The organism is Nocardia stercoris, assembly GCF_003696265.1.
GTDB classification, from domain to species: domain Bacteria; phylum Actinomycetota; class Actinomycetes; order Mycobacteriales; family Mycobacteriaceae; genus Nocardia; species Nocardia stercoris.
Map to the genome: position 1 here is coordinate 198,544 of NZ_RFFH01000008.1, position 16,213 is coordinate 214,756.

The window sequence follows — 16,213 nt, forward strand, 5'->3', positions numbered from 1 at the left end:
AGGACGTAAGCCAGCGAAAGCGGCCGACCTCCTCAGCGTGCCCGCGATCGGGCCGCTGACCTGCGCGCGACACGCCCGACCCCGGGGCGCGTGGAACGTGAATCGGGTCGCCGGGTGAAAGCTCGATGAAGACCTACAGATGACATTCCAGACACCTGGTTACTAATAAGGAAAGCCGGTCTATGCCAACCATCAACCAGCTGGTCCGCAAGGGTCGCCGCGACAAGGTCGCGAAGACCAAGACTGCGGCCCTGAAGGGGAGCCCGCAGCGTCGTGGCGTGTGCACCCGCGTGTACACCACGACCCCGAAGAAGCCGAACTCCGCGCTGCGTAAGGTCGCGCGTGTTCGCCTGACCAGCGCGGTCGAGGTCACGGCCTACATCCCGGGTGAGGGTCACAACCTGCAGGAGCACTCGATGGTGCTCGTGCGTGGCGGTCGTGTGAAGGACCTCCCCGGTGTGCGCTACAAGATCATCCGCGGCTCGCTGGACACCCAGGGTGTGAAGAACCGCAAGCAGGCCCGCAGCCGCTATGGCGCCAAGAAGGGAAATAGCTAATGCCACGCAAGGGCCCCGCTCCGAAGCGCCCCCTGATCAACGACCCGGTCTACGGGTCCCCGCTGGTCACCCAGCTCGTCAACAAGATCCTGCTGGACGGCAAGAAGTCGACCGCCGAGCGTATCGTCTACGGTGCGCTGGAGCAGGCGCGCGAGAAGACCGGCACCGACCCGGTCGTGACCCTGAAGCGCGCGCTGGACAACGTCAAGCCGGCCCTCGAGGTCAAGCCCCGTCGTGTCGGTGGCGCCACCTACCAGGTGCCCGTCGAGGTCCGTCCGGGCCGCGCGAACACGCTCGCGCTGCGCTGGCTGGTGAACTTCTCGCGGCAGCGCCGTGAGAAGACCATGATCGAGCGTCTGGCCAACGAGTTGCTGGACGCCAGCAACGGCCTCGGCGCGTCGGTGAAGCGTCGTGAGGACACTCACAAGATGGCCGAGTCGAACCGGGCCTTCGCGCACTACCGCTGGTGAACCGGCTCCCGGACCACCTGATCGGGCGCACAGCGCTCCTGTGACGGGGAACGGCCGGGAGGCGAGTCACTGCCGGGTGCGGCACTATGCCTGCGGAACCAACGCAGGCGCCGCACCCGGCGTTGAACAAATTGTTGGCCAATCCCAACTAAGCCTGAGCGTCTAACAGACAGAGCGGGGAAGATTTCCGTGGCACAGGACGTGCTCACCGACCTCAACAGGGTCCGCAACATCGGCATCATGGCGCACATCGATGCCGGTAAGACCACCACTACTGAACGCATCCTCTTCTACACCGGTATCACCTACAAGATCGGTGAAGTCCACGATGGCGCCGCCACCATGGACTGGATGGCGCAGGAGCAGGAGCGCGGCATCACGATCACGTCCGCCGCGACGACCTGCTTCTGGAAAGACAACCAGATCAACATCATCGACACCCCGGGTCACGTCGACTTCACCGTCGAGGTGGAGCGCTCGCTGCGTGTGCTCGACGGTGCCGTCGCCGTCTTCGACGGTAAGGAAGGTGTCGAGCCGCAGTCCGAGCAGGTCTGGCGGCAGGCCGACAAGTACGACGTCCCGCGTATCTGCTTCGTCAACAAGATGGACAAGCTGGGCGCCGACTTCTACTTCACCGTCCAGACCATCAAGGACCGCCTGGGCGCGAAGCCGCTGGTCATCCAGCTGCCGATCGGCGCCGAGGACTCCTTCGAGGGCATCGTCGACCTGGTCGAGAACAACGCCAAGGTGTGGCGTGGCGAGACCAAGCTCGGTGAGGCCTACGAGGTCATCGACATCCCCGAGGACCTGAAGGACCAGGCGGAGATCTACCGCCAGGAACTGATGGAGACCGTCGCCGAGTCCGACGAGGCGCTGCTGGAGAAGTTCTTCGGTGGCGAGGAGCTCTCGGTCGAGGAGATCAAGGGCGCCATCCGCAAGATGACCGTCGCCTCCGAGCTCTACCCGGTGCTGTGCGGTTCGGCGTTCAAGAACAAGGGCGTGCAGCCCATGCTCGACGCCGTCATCGACTACCTCCCCTCCCCGCTGGACGTCGAGTCCACCCAGGGCCACGTCCCGGGCAAGGAGGACGAGGTCCTGGTCCGCAAGCCGAGCTCCGACGAGCCGTTCGCGGCCCTGGCGTTCAAGATCGCGGCGCACCCGTTCTTCGGCAAGCTGACCTACGTCCGCGTGTACTCCGGCAAGGTGGAGTCCGGTGCCCAGGTCATCAACTCGACCAAGGGCAAGAAGGAGCGGCTGGGCAAGCTGTTCCAGATGCACTCCAACAAGGAGAACCCGGTCGGCGAGGCCGTGGCCGGCCACATCTACGCGGTCATCGGCCTGAAGGACACCACCACCGGTGACACCCTCTGCGACCCGCAGAACCAGATCGTCCTGGAGTCCATGACCTTCCCGGACCCGGTCATCGAGGTCTCGATCGAGCCCAAGACCAAGTCCGACCAGGAGAAGCTGGGCACCGCGATCCAGAAGCTGGCCGAAGAGGACCCGACCTTCTCGGTCAAGCTGGACGCCGAGACCGGCCAGACCGTCATCGGCGGTATGGGCGAGCTCCACCTCGACATCCTGGTCGACCGCATGAAGCGGGAGTTCAAGGTCGAGGCCAACGTCGGTAAGCCGCAGGTCGCCTACCGCGAGACCCTGACCAAGTCGGTCGAGAAGTACGAGTACACGCACAAGAAGCAGACCGGTGGTTCCGGCCAGTTCGCTCGTGTCATCATCGCCCTGGAGCCGTTCGTCGGCGAGGACGGTGCGACCTACGAGTTCGAGAACAAGGTCACCGGTGGTCGCGTGCCGCGCGAGTACATCCCCTCGGTCGACGCCGGTATCCAGGACGCCATGCAGTACGGCGTGCTCGCCGGCTACCCGCTGGTCAATGTCAAGGCTTCGCTGCTCGACGGCGCCTACCACGAGGTCGACTCCTCGGAAATGGCGTTCAAGATCGCCGGCGCGATGGCCCTGAAGGAAGCGGCCCGCAAGGCCGGTCCGGTGATCCTCGAGCCGCTCATGGCGGTCGAGGTCATCACGCCCGAGGACTACATGGGCGATGTGATCGGCGACCTGAACTCCCGCCGTGGCCAGATCCAGGCCATGGAGGAACGCAGTGGTGCCCGTGTCGTCAAGGCGCTGGTTCCGCTCTCGGAGATGTTCGGCTACATCGGTGACCTGCGGTCGAAGACCCAGGGTCGCGCGAACTACTCCATGGTGTTCGATTCCTACGCAGAGGTTCCCGCGAACGTCTCGAAGGAAATCATCGCCAAGGCGACCGGCGAGTAATTGCTCTCGGCCCGGACGTGTTAGCGTCCGGGCCGGCGCCGGGAGTCGGAACGACCCCCTGTAAATAAAAAACGCACTGCTGCGCAAGCAAGCACCAACAGTCCAGGAGGACAACAGTGGCGAAGGCGAAGTTCGAGCGGACGAAGCCCCACGTCAACATCGGCACCATCGGTCACGTCGACCACGGCAAGACCACGCTGACGGCGGCTATCACCAAGGTTCTGGCTGACAAGTACCCGGACGTCAACCAGAAGTTCGCGTTCGACCAGATCGACAAGGCGCCGGAGGAGAAGGCTCGTGGTATCACGATCAACATCTCCCACGTCGAGTACCAGACCGACAAGCGCCACTACGCGCACGTCGACGCCCCGGGCCACGCGGACTACATCAAGAACATGATCACCGGTGCCGCCCAGATGGACGGCGCGATCCTGGTCGTGGCCGCCACCGACGGCCCGATGCCGCAGACCCGTGAGCACGTGCTGCTCGCCCGTCAGGTCGGCGTGCCCTACATCCTGGTCGCGCTGAACAAGGCCGACATGGTCGACGACGACGAGATCCTCGAGCTGGTCGAGATGGAGGTCCGCGAGCTGCTGGCCTCCCAGGAGTTCGACGAGGACGCGCCGGTCGTGCGCGTTTCCGGTCTGAAGGCGCTCGAGGGCGACCCGCAGTGGGTCAAGTCCGTCGAGGACCTGATGGACGCCGTCGACGAGTCGATCCCGGACCCGGTCCGTGAGACCGACAAGCCGTTCCTGATGCCGATCGAGGACGTCTTCACGATCACCGGTCGTGGCACCGTCGTCACCGGTCGTGTCGAGCGTGGTGTGATCAACGTGAACGAGGAAGTCGAGATCGTCGGCATCCGTCCGAAGACCACGAAGACCACCATCACCGGTATCGAGATGTTCCGCAAGCTGCTCGACCAGGGCCAGGCCGGTGACAACGTCGGTCTGCTGGTGCGTGGTATCAAGCGTGAGGACGTCGAGCGTGGCCAGGTCGTGGTCAAGCCCGGCACCACCACCCCGCACACCGAGTTCGAGGGCCAGGCGTACATCCTGTCGAAGGACGAGGGTGGCCGCCACACCCCGTTCTTCAACAACTACCGCCCGCAGTTCTACTTCCGTACCACGGACGTGACCGGCGTCGTGACCCTCCCCGAGGGCACCGAGATGGTCATGCCGGGCGACAACACCGAGATGAGCGTCGTGCTCATCCAGCCCGTCGCCATGGACGAGGGTCTGCGGTTCGCCATCCGTGAGGGTGGTCGTACCGTCGGCGCCGGCCGGGTTACCAAGATCGTCAAGTGATGATCTGAGACCTCTGGTCTGAAGAGGGCCGTTCCCCTTGGGGAGCGGCCCTTTTCGCATGTATGGACGACTGGTGAACTTCCGGCGAATCGATCCACAAGTGCCCGCCCCCGGTTGCGCGGGCGTGTTCGGGCTGGTTGCGTAGTCGGGCAACCTGAGGAGAGAAACTGATGACGTCGAACACCCTGGCCGAATTCTTCGCCGCGGAGGGCGTGGCCTCGGAGGCGGTCCACCCGGCCACCGCCGGCGCACCCGACCTGCGGGTGGCGGTCCCGGCCGGCTGGGGGCCGATCACCGGGCTGCCGGACGACCTGGTGTACGCGGTGTGGGCGGCCGCGCCGGTACCCGGCGCGCAATGGGCCGACAACGCGTTGCTGTCGGTCGGCCGGCTGTCCGCGCCGGTCGATGCCCGCGGCGCGCTGACCCGGGCCCTGAACGAGGCCGCGACCCTGCCCGAATGGGTCGAGGAGTCGGCCAGTTACGCCGACTACCAGCGGTTTCCGTCGGCCCGGATCACCGGCACCTACCTGTTCGCCCCGCACCGGCTGTGGGCGGCTACCCGGTATGCGTTCGTGGACGTGGCGGGGGTGCAGCATCTGGTGCAGTTCACGGTGACCGTGTTGCGGGGGGACGAGCCGGTGCCCGACGAGGTCCGGGATCTGGTGGACCGGTTGGAGATCGGGGTTCCCGAAGTAGTGCCGGGCGCCTAGGCGACACGCTCAGCTGGGCGTCGATCGCGGCGTCTCGCCGCGGTCGCGCGGGGCGGCGCCTCAGTTCCACACCGCGCGCAATGCGCTTGCCTCGCTCTCGGCTTGGTCGAGGCCGGCCGCGAAAGTGGCGGGCCAGCGGGCCATGTCGTTGAGGTCGGGGCCGATCGCGGTGCGGGATGCGGTGTCGGGGCCGATCCGGAGCACGGTGGCGGGACCCTCCGGCGCCGGGGTGGGGAAGAGGTGGGCCATAGGCTCGATCAGCACCAATGTCTTTGCGGCGGCTACGAGGTCGGCGTTGGAGCCGTTGCGGAAGGCGCCGTCGTAGTAGGTGCGGTCCCCGATCGGGATCGGCGCGGAGAGGCCGGGCATTGCGGTGCTCGCGGTTACCGCGAGGTGTGCCGGTACGTCGTCGGCGGCCGACCACACCACGGGGACACCGGCTTCGGCGCCGACGGTGGGGATCAGCAGGCCGGGGTGGGGCCAGGGGCCGGTGCCGTAGGCGGCGGCGAACCGCTCGATCCGTTCCGTCGCGGGACTCGTGTTCGCGCCCTTGGCGATTCGCCCGATCTCCTGCCGTACCCGCACCGGGTCGTCACCGTCGGCCAGCCCCTGCCCGGCGCCGAAGGCGGCCACCATCGCTGCCGGATCGATTACCAGCGCAACCTTTTCGGCGGAGGTCGCGGTGGGGTCGGCGTGGTCGAACAGGTCCACTCCGCGCGTGAGCAGGACGGCGGCGATCGCGCCGGCCGATGTGCCGACTACGGCATCCGCGGCGCCGAGGTCGATTCCCTGTTTCCGTAGCCCGGCCGCCAGGCCCAGTAGCCACGCGGTGCCGACCGGGCCACCTGGCCCCAGCACCAGGGCGCGGTCGTGCAGTGATGAATCCTGTTGTGGCAGTGCTAGTTTCGTGCCATTCGGCTGTGTGCCGGTTGCGGAATTCGATGTGTCGCTCACGGTCGTAACGGTAAGACCTCGACCCCGGTTGATGTCAAGAACTTGTCGAATTTCGCCCCTGTCGCGTCGTTGGGATTTCGCAAGGAAGCGGCAAGGCCCGCCGGGTTGACTACGTCCATCGAGCAGTACGGACGACGACCCGGAGGTCACCCGAGATGAGCACCCACAGCCAGGACGGCACCCGCCACCAGTTCATGGCGCCCGGCTGGTATCCCGACCCGGCTCGGCCGACCGACCTGCGGCGCTGGGACGGCTACGCCTGGACCGACGAGAGCAGGCCCGCCCCGGCGCAGCCCGCGCCCAGCCGGCACCGGGCCGCGGAACCGTCCGGGCAGTTCTGGGACCGCAGCCGGCTGTCGATCGTCGCGGTGGTCGTCAGCCTGGTGTACCTGGTCGTCGACAACTACACGCACTTCGTGATTTTCGGCCTGATCCCGATCTCGCTGTCCATCCAGGCGGTGAAGCGCCGCGAACCGTTGTGCGCGGCCGCCATCGTCGGCACCATCGCCGCGGTCGCCGCGCCGTTCCTGCTGTTCCCGCACTGAGCCGGCACACTCAGCCGTACAGCCGCCGGTACGTCGCCCGCGCGCACGCCCGCAGCGCGTCGCCGTCCAGCCCGCCGATCTGATCCCTGGTCTCCGGATCGGAGATATAGTCGTCCACCTCCGCGGCCAGCCCCTCCAGCGCCTGGTGCTCACTGCTCTCGACCTTCTCCGGGTCGTTCGCGAACAGCTGCCGGTAGTCGGACTCGAACTCGTCTGCGGTCGTCTCCCCGGTAACGAACCGGCGGATCACTTCCTCGTACCGGTCGAGCATCTGCTGCACCGCTGCGCTCGTGGACATGGTTTCCATCCTGCCCCGAAACTGTCACCTTCGACAGCATCCGCGCGCGAGTGCGGTCGCCAGCCGATGGCGCCTCGGGTCCGTCAGGCCGTCAGGACCTGGAGAAACTCTCGGTTGATGAACAGCCGGTCTTTGCCGACCCGCCTGTCGTGCAGCATCCCCGCATCGGCCAGTGTGGCCAGCCACTTGGTTGCCGTGGGTCGCGAAACGTTGCAGCGGTCCATCACCGTGGCGATTCTGCAGTAAGGCTGTTCGAAGAGCGCCGCCTGGAACTCCGAGTCGGCGCCGCCTTTGGTAGCGGCCCGGGCGCGTGCGGCGAAGTCGTCCTGAAGGTTGCGGATGTCGTCGATCTTGCGCACGGTCGCCTCGGACGTTCGGGTGACACCTTCGAGGATGTATAGCAACCATGGCTCCCACGCGGACTCGGCGGTCACCGCACTGAGGCATCGGTAGTACTGCTTCTTGGTGTCGATGATGTAGCGCGAGAGATAGAGCACCGGCAGATGGAGCAGGCCGGCGTGGCAGAGCATCAGGACATTGAGAATTCGCCCGGTTCGGCCGTTGCCGTCGGTGAACGGATGGATGGCCTCGAACTGGTAGTGCGCTGCGGCCATGACGATCAGGGCGTCGATGTCATCGTTGGTGTGAATGAAGTGTTCCCACTCGCCCATCTTCGTGGCGATGATGTCCCGCCCTTCAGGGGGACTGTAGATGACTGCGCCGGTGGCTGGGTTCGCGATGCGGGTGCCGGGGAGGGAGCGCAACGCCATCTCGCGGCCCTTGATCGTGCTGCACACCTCGATCGCGGTGGAGGTGGTGAGACCCCGATCGTGGATGTGGTCGTACCCGATGCGCAGGGCGCGGCGGTACCGGAGGGTTTCCCGGGTGGCCCCGTCGGCGTTAGCTTCGTCCTCGACGTGGCGAAAGAGGGCGTCAGTGGTGGTGACGATGTTCTCGATCTCCGAACTGGCCTGGGCTTCCAGCAGTGGGATCGTGTTGATCAGGACGGTCGGGTTCGGCATTGCCTTCGCGGCCTGATCCAGTTTCGCGAGGGCCTTGTTGGCGGCGATCGCGGCCTTCAGGGTGGTGTGGGTCTCCATCTGGTCGCGCGGAACTGCTGGTAGGTCGTTGTATGGCATATCCGGCCGCCAGGTCGTCATGCGTAGAAACTTTGCACATGGAGATGCTCATGTAAAGTTTTTCTCGCTTTCTTTACATGACATCGGGACATGCAAAGTTTCTTGTCACATCGGGTAGGTATCTACTCTCCGTACAGCTTCGCGATGTCCTGGGAGCCGGCCCAGCGGCTGTAGGTGGGGCTCTGCGGCCAGCCTTCCGGCGAGTCCTGCCAGACCTCCTGGCGGCCGTACGGGAGGGCGTCGATCAGGGCGAAGGCGTGGGAAAGCTGTTCGGTGCCGCGGCCGTTCGTGTGCCAGGTGCGGTAGACGGTGTCGCCGTCGCGGAGGAAGACGTTGACCGCGAAACCGCCGCCGGGCGGGGCGTCGACGTCGGCGCCGAACGGGCTGTTCGCGGTGGAGTACCAGGGGAGCTTGTTGCCGACGCGGCGCCGGTAGGCGAGGGCCTCGTCGATCGGGCCCTGGGTGACGACCACGAACCGCGCGTCGTAGTTGGCCAGGAACTCGGGCCGGGTGAACTGGGCGGTGTATCCGGTGCAGCCCGGGCACTGCCATTCCTCGCCGGGAAACCACATGTGGTTGTAGACGATCAGCTGCGAGTGGCCGTCGAAGATGTCGGCCAGCCGGATCGGACCGTCGGCGCCTTCGAGCACGTAGTCGGGCAGCTGCACCATCGGCAGCCGGCGCCGCTGGGCGGCGATGGCGTCGAGTTCGCGGGTGGCGGCCTTCTCGCGGACGCGCAGGGCGTCGAGTTCGCGCCGCCAGGTCTCGGCGTCGACGATCGGGGGCAGTGCGGTGCTGGTCATGGGACCTCCCGGAGTGGGGTACGGCATGGACTACCGATGTAGACGACGCCGGCGCCGCGAATTCGTCGGTGCGGGCGGCCTACCTGTGCTGGTAGTTCTCCGGCCCCGCCCGTCGACCTGCAGTGAAGGACTTCTCGAACATGGGCTCGACCTGGGCGCTTCGGCCCCCCGCCCGAGCCGACACCGGATAGCATGCGGCGTCGCGGGCCGACGAATCGGATCGGATGCTGCCGACTCGGATTATGCTGCCGTCGAACCAGTTCGGTCACTCTCGACACGTATTGCATAGCCGCAGAACTCGATTGGTTCCGTCCGCACGAGATCGGCTGTTGCCGAGCCATGTGGGGCGGTCGGACCGGATCGCCTGCCGCCGAACCGGATCGGTGCGGCCGTGCCTCGATTACGGTGCGACCGAACCCCAGTCGGCGAACCCGCTCGGGTCGTGCCGTCCCATGCTGGCGTGTTCGAACAGCCCGCCGCCCACGTCGTCACCGCACCGCGCGGAGGCCGCATGGTCGATCACGCCGAACGGGATCCGCCCGGTCAGCGCCGGATCGGTGAGGTCGTACGCCTGGGACTGCGACCAGCCCCGGCCCTTCCACTGTCCGTGCTGCCAGTCCGGGTCACCGCCGTACCCGGCGCCGACGTGCAGCGCCACGAAAGTGCGTGCGGTGACCTCGAGTTCGAGCGGTTTGCCGTCCGGGGTGGTGAGTTCCACCCGGGCGCCGAGCGGGATGCGGGTGCCGGATTTGTAGGTGAAATGCAGTCGCGGCCAGCCCAATTGCTCGACCCGCCCGTCCTTCCAGACCCGGGTGGCGTCGTTGAGGGTGCGGAACCCGTCCGGGTTCTCCTGAATGATGATCGTGATCGTGTAGTCGTCGAAGCGCAGCGGCATGTACAGCCACCAGAAGCCGCCCGCGGGTTCGTCGGCCAGCCGGCCCGCGGGATCGGCCTCGCCGACGGGCCGGATGCCCCACGAGCGGTCCCGGGATCCGATCCACCGGTCCGGGGTGACGGCGTAGTCGGTGCCTTCCACCGCCAGCGTGCCCGACCAGGTCCCGACCTGCGCGAACCGCTGCGCGTCGATGATCGGCCGGTTCATCCCGGTGACGATCAGGTGCGGTTCCTCCTGGACGACCGGGAACGAACCGTCCCAGGTGAGGTCGAAGGCCAGGTCCTCGTGCTCGCAGATCACCCGCACCCGCTGCAGCGGTTCGACGACCTCGATCCGGTAGCCGCCCACGGCCGAGTCCAGCCCGCGCTGGGTGAGCGCGTCGGAGAACCGCACCGCGCGTTGAGCGTTCCCGCGGCGCACGACGGCGTAGGCGTCGACCACGCCGAGGTGCGGGTACACGCCGAATCCGGTGACGAGCATGGTGTCGTCGACGGTGTCGATGGCGTTGAAGTAGTTGCGGTCGTAGAAGTTCCGGTCACTGGTGGCCGCGCGCGCCATCGGCAGCGGCGCCTGGTGGATCGGGTATTCGTCCAGCGGTCCGATGATCATGTGGCTCAATCCCATTCGCAGGTGCCGTCGAGCAGGCTCTCCAGCAGGTGGCGGTGCATGACGTAGTCGTCGCGGTCGGCGGTGTCGGTGTCCTCGCCGAAGTGGATCATGCGCCGCTTGATCCGGGCCATCACGATGCCGTGGCGCAGCGCGGCATAGGTGAGGTACCAGTCCAGGTCCTGCGGGACGTGGCCGGTGCGTTCGGTGTACAGACGCTCGATGTCGCTGCGGCGCAAGAAGTCCGGCAGGCCCGGCTGGTCGAAGCGGGTGCAGATGTCCTGGAAGAAGCGGTGGATCAGGATCGGCCAGGCCAGGTCGAGCTCGCGCGGCCCGATCGCGGCCATCTCCCAGTCCAGTACCGCGGCCGGGGTGAAGCCGTCGAAGAGGATGTTCCCGGGGCGTGCGTCGCCCCAATTGAGCACGTCCGCACCGGATTCCGTCGGCCAGGAGTGTTCCAGTACGTCGAAGGCTCGCTCCAGCAACGGAATCCGGTAGCCGTCGCGCGCGAGCGCCCAGTCGTACCACGCCTTCTGGGCCTCGAAGTGGCGGCGCAGACCGGATCCCGGCCCGTCCAGGGTGGGGAACTTCGCGGCCGGATCTCCGATCGCGTGGATGTCGGCGATGACGTCGACGGTGTGCCGGGTCAGCTCTAGCCGCTCCTCGGGTATGGCGTCGAAGACCCAGCCGACGAACACGTACGGCGGATTGTCCTCGCAGACCCGGCCGTCGACGCGGCTCATCACGAAGAACGGCGAGCCGAGCACGTCGGGGTCGGTCTCCAGCCAGTGCAGGCTGGGTACGGGGATGTCGGTGGCGGCCGCGACCCCGGTCATGACCGCGAACTGGCCGGCCAGGTCGTAGGTCTCGAACACCGGGAACGAGCTGGCCTCCGGGGCCAGCCGGGCGACGAAGGACCCGCCGGTGGTCTCGCCGCCGGCTTCCCATTCGGCGTCGAAGAGCAGGGTGGCACTGGACATCCCGCCGGTCTTCGGTTTGGTGAGCGAGGTGAGCCGGGGTGGCGCGTCCGAGCCGACCCGGGTGGCCAGCCATTCGACGAGGCGGGCGGCGACGGTGTCGTCGTCGCGGTCGGAAACGGTGAGTTTCCAGCTGTGGTCCGGGGTCGACATCGGTGTCTGAACTCCTCGTAAAAAGCGACCTGCGGGAGGCGGGCCGGAATCCGGGAACGCTGCCGGTGGCGGCGGCTGCGCGGACCGGCACGGCTATTTGGGAACGTGTTCCATTTCCGTGCCTTTCGCCGATTGGGCTTGCCGGTTCTCCGGTGGCACTTAGTGTGTTTTACCCGCGAAAAATTCGTGGAACAAGTTCTAGAAAATCTTAGACCCGGGGTCTAGGATAGGACGGTCGCCCGGACGTTGATCCGGCGTAGAGGAGCTACGAAGTATGGACATCACCGCTGCTGTCGCCCGCGGCGCCGACGCGCCCCTGGCATTTGAAACCGTGACTCTGGAAGACCCGCGCGCCGACGAGGTGCTGGTCCGCATCGTGGCGACCGGTGTCTGCCACACCGACCTCGTCACCAAGAGCGTGTTCCCCGCCGAACTGCCGATCGTGCTCGGCCACGAGGGCTCCGGCATCGTCGAACAGGTCGGCTCCGCGGTCACCGACGTGCGGCCCGGCGACCGCGTCCTGCTCACCTACAGCAGCTGCGGCGACTGCTCCCGCTGCACGAGCGGGCTGCCGTCGTACTGCGAGAACTTCGTCATCCTGAACACCTCCGGCGGCCGCGCGGACTTCACCTCACCGCTCAGTATCGACGGCACCCGCGTCATGGGCGCCTTCTTCGGCCAGTCCAGCTTCGCCACCCACGCCCTGGTCTCGCGGCGCAACGTGGTCGTGGTCGACCGCGACACCGACCTGGTCACCTACGCGCCGTTCGGCTGCGGGGTGCAGACCGGCGCCGGCGCGGTCGCCAACGTGATGCGGCCCCGGCCCGGCGATTCCGTGGTGATCTTCGGGGTCGGCGGCGTCGGCATGTCCGCGCTCCTGGCGGCCCGCGCCCTCGACGTCGAGAACGTGGTCGCCGTCGACCTGTCCGCCGAACGCCTGGCCGTCGCCAAGGAGCTGGGCGCCTCGACCGTCATCGACGGCGCCGCCGAAGATGTTGTGGCCCAAGTGCATGCCGCGACCGGCGGCGGCGCGACCTTCGCCCTGGACACCACCGCACTGAACCCGGTGATCGCCACTGCGCTGCAGGCGCTGGCCCCCATGGGCACCCTGGTCCTGGTCGGGCTCGGCGAGCCCACCATGGACCTGGAGATCGGCCACCTCACCGGCAACGGCAAGGCCGTGCGGGGTTGCATCGAAGGTAGTTGCGACCCACAGGAATTCATTCCACAGCTGATCGCCTGGCACCGGGCCGGGAAGTTCCCGATCGAGAAGGTCATCCGCACCTACCCGTTCTGGGAGATCAACCAGGCCGTGCACGACGCCGAGTCCGGCAGCACCATCAAACCCGTTCTGGTGCTCTAGGACTCGGCGCCCGAGGCGTCCAGTTCCATCAGCAGCCCCCAGCTGAACGTCGCGGTGCAGGTGCCCGCGGCGTGCTGGAAGGTGTACGCCTCGTGGGGCGGACAGTGATCGGTGGTGCGCAGCGGACCGTACGCGGCGGCGAGTTCGTCGCGCGTCGTGCTCCACGGTCGCAGCGCAGACGGCGGCGGTAGCTGTGTGCTCACGCCGGCGGCACGGGTGAAGGTCGCGTAGGCCAGGGTGCCGTGCCGTCCGGCGGCCAGCAGCAGCCGGAAATCCGGCCACAGGCGCAACGATTCGGTGTGCAGCAGATACGCGGTGGGCGCCAGGCCCAACAATTCGGCCACCGCGGCGAACCGGCTCGGGCTGCCGTCGAGATGGACGCGGACCGCGTCGCTGATCCGGCGGCCGTCGTCGAGGGTCAGCCCGAGGCGGGTGAGGGCCGCGGACTTGGCGGCGGCGCGGCACAGCATCGTCATCAGCAGGTAGACCTCGAAGTCGACGGCGGTCAGGGTCCGCTGCGCGGTCGATCGGCTCTGGTGTGGCACTGCACCCTCCGGGAGTCGTCGGTGGTGTTGTCTCCCGGTCTGACGCGGCGCGCCGTTGCCCGGTTCCCGTCGAATGTCAGGTGCACGTCCGGCGTGGCAGGATGCGCGGCCCGCCGCCGACGGCAGAATGTGTCGGCATGGCGAGTCTCTTCGGCAAGGTCCTGCAAGTCCACCAGGCGATCTACGAGGCCACCGACGGCCTGCTCGGTCACCGGCTGCTGTTCGGGAACCCGACGCTGTTGTTGCGCACGGTCGGCCGCAAGACCGGGAAGCCGCGCACCAACGCCCTGACCTACGCCCGCGACGGCGAGGCCTATCTGGTCGTCGCCTCCAACGGCGGTGCCGCGAAACCCCCGGGCTGGCTGGCCAATCTGAAGGCCCGCCCGGAGTGTGTGATCCAGATCGGCCGCCGCCGGATCCAGGCCACCGCGAGTATCGAGCTGCCCGGCGACGTCGAGTACGCGCGCCGCTGGCGGATCGTCAACGACAACAACCACGATCGCTACGACGGGTACCAGGCGCAGACCTCGCGCCCGATCCCCGTCGTCGTGTTGCGACCGCGCAACCCGCGCTAGCTATTCCGTCGCGGCCAGCAGCGCCGCGGCGAACTCGCGCATCTGCCCGCGGCCACCGAACCACGCCGACACCACATCCACCGCGGCGGCGTGCGCCTGGTGGGCGGCCTTGACCACCGGGGTCACGGCCGGGTCGCTGGCCGGTGCCGCGTCGGCGGCCGCGATCAACGCGTTGCTGGCCACCATCAGCCGCATCACCAGCCGCATGTCCACGGTCGCGGGATCTTCGGTCTCGTCGGGCACGACCGGCATGGCGGGCACCGTCGTCTGATACGACGGCTCCGGTGCGGGGTGGACGGTCGGGGAGAACGCGGGCCGACTCGGGGTAGCGTGCCGGCTGCCGCCGGTCTCCGATCGTGGCGTAGCCGTAACCACCGGCTGTGCAACGGAATCGGTGTCGGTGGGCTCAGACGTGCGCTCCGGCTCGGTCGCCCGGTCGGGCTCGGTGGTGACCGGCTGGTGCCGGCGGATGATCGGCCGCCCGGCCGCCTCGGGCGTGACCGCGCGCGGCGAATCCGCGTGCGCGCCCCGGTCCGGCCGCGGCACCGAGTTGCCGTTCGCCGCCGACAGCGAGCTGCCGTTGGCGCTCGACAGCGAGCCGGTGTTCGAACTCGACAGCGAGCCGGAGTTCGAACTCGGCAGCGAGCTGCCGTTCGAACTCGACAGCGAGCTGCCGTTCGAATTGGGCAACGAGCTGCCGTTCGCCTGAGACGGCGAACCCGAGATCGGTTGCGGCAGTGCGGTTCCGACCGGCTGCGGCGGCGTGGACTCGACCGGCTCCGACGCGAGCAGGCCCTCGACGGCCGACGGCACGCTGCGCTCCGGCCGCGGCAAGGAGCTTGCCGTCGACTGCGGCAGCGAACTGCCCGTGGCCGACAGCGAGCTGCCGAACGGTTCCGCGGCCGCCGGCGTCGCGGGCTCGGTGAACCCGGCCGACCCGACTGTGGGCGCCGGCGAAACCGGCTCGGGCCAACCGGTTTCGGTCAGTCGCGACTCCGCGGCCCGCTGGACCGGCTCGGCGTCGGCCCGGCCCGGCCCGGACAGCCGCGGGACACCGGTGTCCGTGCCACGTGCCGCGCGAGGCAGTCGCGCATTCGAATCCCGCACCGGCAGTGCCACATCCACGGCGTCACGAGCCGGGTCGCGGTAGACCGGGAGGTTCGAGTCGGTGATCGAGGTCGAGGAGACGTCCGGTTCGATCGGGCCCGACAGTGTGGGCCGGGGCAGTTCGGGGCGGTCGGGCACGGTGAACCGGGCCGCCGGGTTCGCGGGCTCGGCGGCCGCCGGTATCTCGGTGTGGCCCGCGTCGGGCGTGGTGAGACCCGACAGCGGGCGCGGCGTCCAGGTGGCCGCCGACTGCTCCTCCGGCCAGGTGATCGCGGGCGTTTCGGTCAGTGCCCGAACGGGTTCGGGGAAGGCGGTGGGAGTGGCCCCGGACACGCGCGGCGGCTCGGTGAACCTGGTCAGCGGCGACTCGGCGGCCGCGGGCAGCTCGGGCTGCACGGTCAGCGCCGGCTCCGGGAACGCCGTCGGCGCCGAGTAGGCGGACGCGACACCGTGGCCCCCGGAATCCGGCAGCATGCTCCGGTTCGCGTCGGCAAGCAGGCCGTAGGCCGAATCGGCGCCGGGCAGGGCGCGCGGCACCTCCGACACCGTCGGCCGGGATACGTCCGACATCACCGCGCGTTGCGGTGCGGTGCCGGTGGATTCGGTGCCGATCGGCCGCGGCACCTCGGCGAACCGGCCGGCCGGTTCGGGAATCACCGTCTCGTGCGGTGTCCGGGTCGGCAGCGGCGGGGCGGACAGGCGCTCGGGGGCGGCGCGGCGCCCGCTCGGCGGTTCCGAAATGGCCGGCGGCGCGGAATAACCCGTGAATCCGCTCGTGGTGGTGGAGGTTTCGGCTGCGGGAGCCGTCCACTGCGACACGATGTCCAGCCCGCCCCAGCTCGGGTCGACGGACGAGTCCTGCGGCGACGGGACGGCGGATTCGGGGGAGGGCGACATGAAAACTGGTGTCCTGGAAG

The 16,213-nt window shown here is 68.0% G+C and carries 16 protein-coding genes; 8 read left to right on the plus strand and 8 right to left on the minus strand.

From position 1 onward, the window contains the following. Positions 1 to 182 precede the first annotated feature (182 nt). The 5 genes from rpsL to EBN03_RS20210 all read left to right on the plus strand — a co-directional run bounded on the left by rpsL (position 183) and on the right by EBN03_RS20210 (position 5,336). Complete coding sequence (gene rpsL / locus EBN03_RS20190; RefSeq protein WP_122189613.1) at positions 183 to 557, plus strand: 30S ribosomal protein S12; 375 nt, start codon at positions 183 to 185, stop codon at positions 555 to 557. Continuing rightward, the gene (gene rpsG, locus EBN03_RS20195; protein ID WP_122189614.1) at positions 557 to 1,027 is read left to right on the plus strand and encodes a 30S ribosomal protein S7; all 471 of its coding nucleotides are present in this window, start codon (positions 557 to 559) and stop codon (positions 1,025 to 1,027) included. Before rpsL ends, rpsG begins: the two co-directional genes overlap by 1 nt. 189 nt (positions 1,028 to 1,216) lie before the next feature. Further along, on the plus strand, positions 1,217 to 3,319 hold the full coding sequence (gene fusA / locus EBN03_RS20200; protein ID WP_122189615.1) for an elongation factor G: 2,103 nt from the start codon (positions 1,217 to 1,219) through the stop codon (positions 3,317 to 3,319). 116 nt (positions 3,320 to 3,435) lie between these two features. Continuing rightward, entirely contained in the window at positions 3,436 to 4,626 is a 1,191-nt protein-coding gene (tuf, locus tag EBN03_RS20205; protein WP_122189616.1) for an elongation factor Tu, read from the plus strand. Positions 4,627 to 4,796: 170 nt separating this feature from the next. Next, complete coding sequence (locus EBN03_RS20210) at positions 4,797 to 5,336, plus strand: LpqN/LpqT family lipoprotein (RefSeq protein ID WP_122189617.1); 540 nt, start codon at positions 4,797 to 4,799, stop codon at positions 5,334 to 5,336. A 60-nt stretch (positions 5,337 to 5,396) separates the two neighbouring features. Here EBN03_RS20210 and EBN03_RS20215 read toward each other — a convergent pair whose 3' ends face one another. Continuing rightward, complete coding sequence (locus tag EBN03_RS20215; RefSeq protein ID WP_158675686.1) at positions 5,397 to 6,290, minus strand: patatin-like phospholipase family protein; 894 nt, start codon at positions 6,288 to 6,290, stop codon at positions 5,397 to 5,399. A 155-nt stretch (positions 6,291 to 6,445) separates the two neighbouring features. Here EBN03_RS20215 and EBN03_RS20220 point away from each other — a divergent pair, with 155 nt between their 5' ends. After that, positions 6,446 to 6,835, plus strand: a complete 390-nt coding sequence (locus EBN03_RS20220; protein WP_122189619.1) for a DUF2510 domain-containing protein — start codon at positions 6,446 to 6,448, stop codon at positions 6,833 to 6,835. A gap of 10 nt (positions 6,836 to 6,845) precedes the next feature. Here EBN03_RS20220 and EBN03_RS20225 read toward each other — a convergent pair whose 3' ends face one another. The 5 genes from EBN03_RS20225 to EBN03_RS20245 form a co-directional block, all read right to left on the minus strand. Beyond that, positions 6,846 to 7,133 carry a colicin immunity domain-containing protein gene (locus tag EBN03_RS20225; RefSeq protein ID WP_158675687.1) on the minus strand — a complete coding sequence of 96 codons (288 nt, stop codon included), beginning with the start codon at positions 7,131 to 7,133 and terminating at the stop codon, positions 6,846 to 6,848. An 83-nt stretch (positions 7,134 to 7,216) separates the two neighbouring features. Beyond that, complete coding sequence (locus EBN03_RS20230) at positions 7,217 to 8,293, minus strand: Fic family protein (protein WP_122189621.1); 1,077 nt, start codon at positions 8,291 to 8,293, stop codon at positions 7,217 to 7,219. Positions 8,294 to 8,394: 101 nt separating this feature from the next. After that, positions 8,395 to 9,075: a DUF899 domain-containing protein gene (locus tag EBN03_RS20235; protein WP_122189622.1), complete on the minus strand. Its 681-nt coding sequence runs from the start codon at positions 9,073 to 9,075 to the stop codon at positions 8,395 to 8,397. A gap of 400 nt (positions 9,076 to 9,475) precedes the next feature. Continuing rightward, positions 9,476 to 10,579: a hypothetical protein gene (locus EBN03_RS20240; protein ID WP_122189623.1), complete on the minus strand. Its 1,104-nt coding sequence runs from the start codon at positions 10,577 to 10,579 to the stop codon at positions 9,476 to 9,478. Between the two features lie 5 nt (positions 10,580 to 10,584). Further along, positions 10,585 to 11,706: a phosphotransferase family protein gene (locus EBN03_RS20245; RefSeq protein WP_122189624.1), complete on the minus strand. Its 1,122-nt coding sequence runs from the start codon at positions 11,704 to 11,706 to the stop codon at positions 10,585 to 10,587. A gap of 274 nt (positions 11,707 to 11,980) precedes the next feature. On the opposite strand from EBN03_RS20245, the gene EBN03_RS20250 reads away from it, so the two are divergent. Then, positions 11,981 to 13,069, plus strand: coding sequence for an NAD(P)-dependent alcohol dehydrogenase (locus EBN03_RS20250; protein WP_122189625.1), 1,089 nt, complete (start codon positions 11,981 to 11,983; stop codon positions 13,067 to 13,069). On the opposite strand, the gene EBN03_RS20255 is transcribed toward EBN03_RS20250, so the two are convergent. Then, positions 13,066 to 13,614, minus strand: coding sequence for a hypothetical protein (locus tag EBN03_RS20255; protein WP_122189626.1), 549 nt, complete (start codon positions 13,612 to 13,614; stop codon positions 13,066 to 13,068). The genes EBN03_RS20250 and EBN03_RS20255 overlap by 4 nt on opposite strands. A gap of 137 nt (positions 13,615 to 13,751) precedes the next feature. On the opposite strand from EBN03_RS20255, the gene EBN03_RS20260 reads away from it, so the two are divergent. Continuing rightward, the gene (locus EBN03_RS20260) at positions 13,752 to 14,189 is read left to right on the plus strand and encodes a nitroreductase family deazaflavin-dependent oxidoreductase (protein ID WP_122189721.1); all 438 of its coding nucleotides are present in this window, start codon (positions 13,752 to 13,754) and stop codon (positions 14,187 to 14,189) included. Here the strand turns inward: EBN03_RS20260 and EBN03_RS20265 are convergent, their stop codons facing one another. After that, positions 14,190 to 16,193 carry a hypothetical protein gene (locus EBN03_RS20265; protein ID WP_147471645.1) on the minus strand — a complete coding sequence of 668 codons (2,004 nt, stop codon included), beginning with the start codon at positions 16,191 to 16,193 and terminating at the stop codon, positions 14,190 to 14,192. Positions 16,194 to 16,213 lie beyond the last annotated feature (20 nt).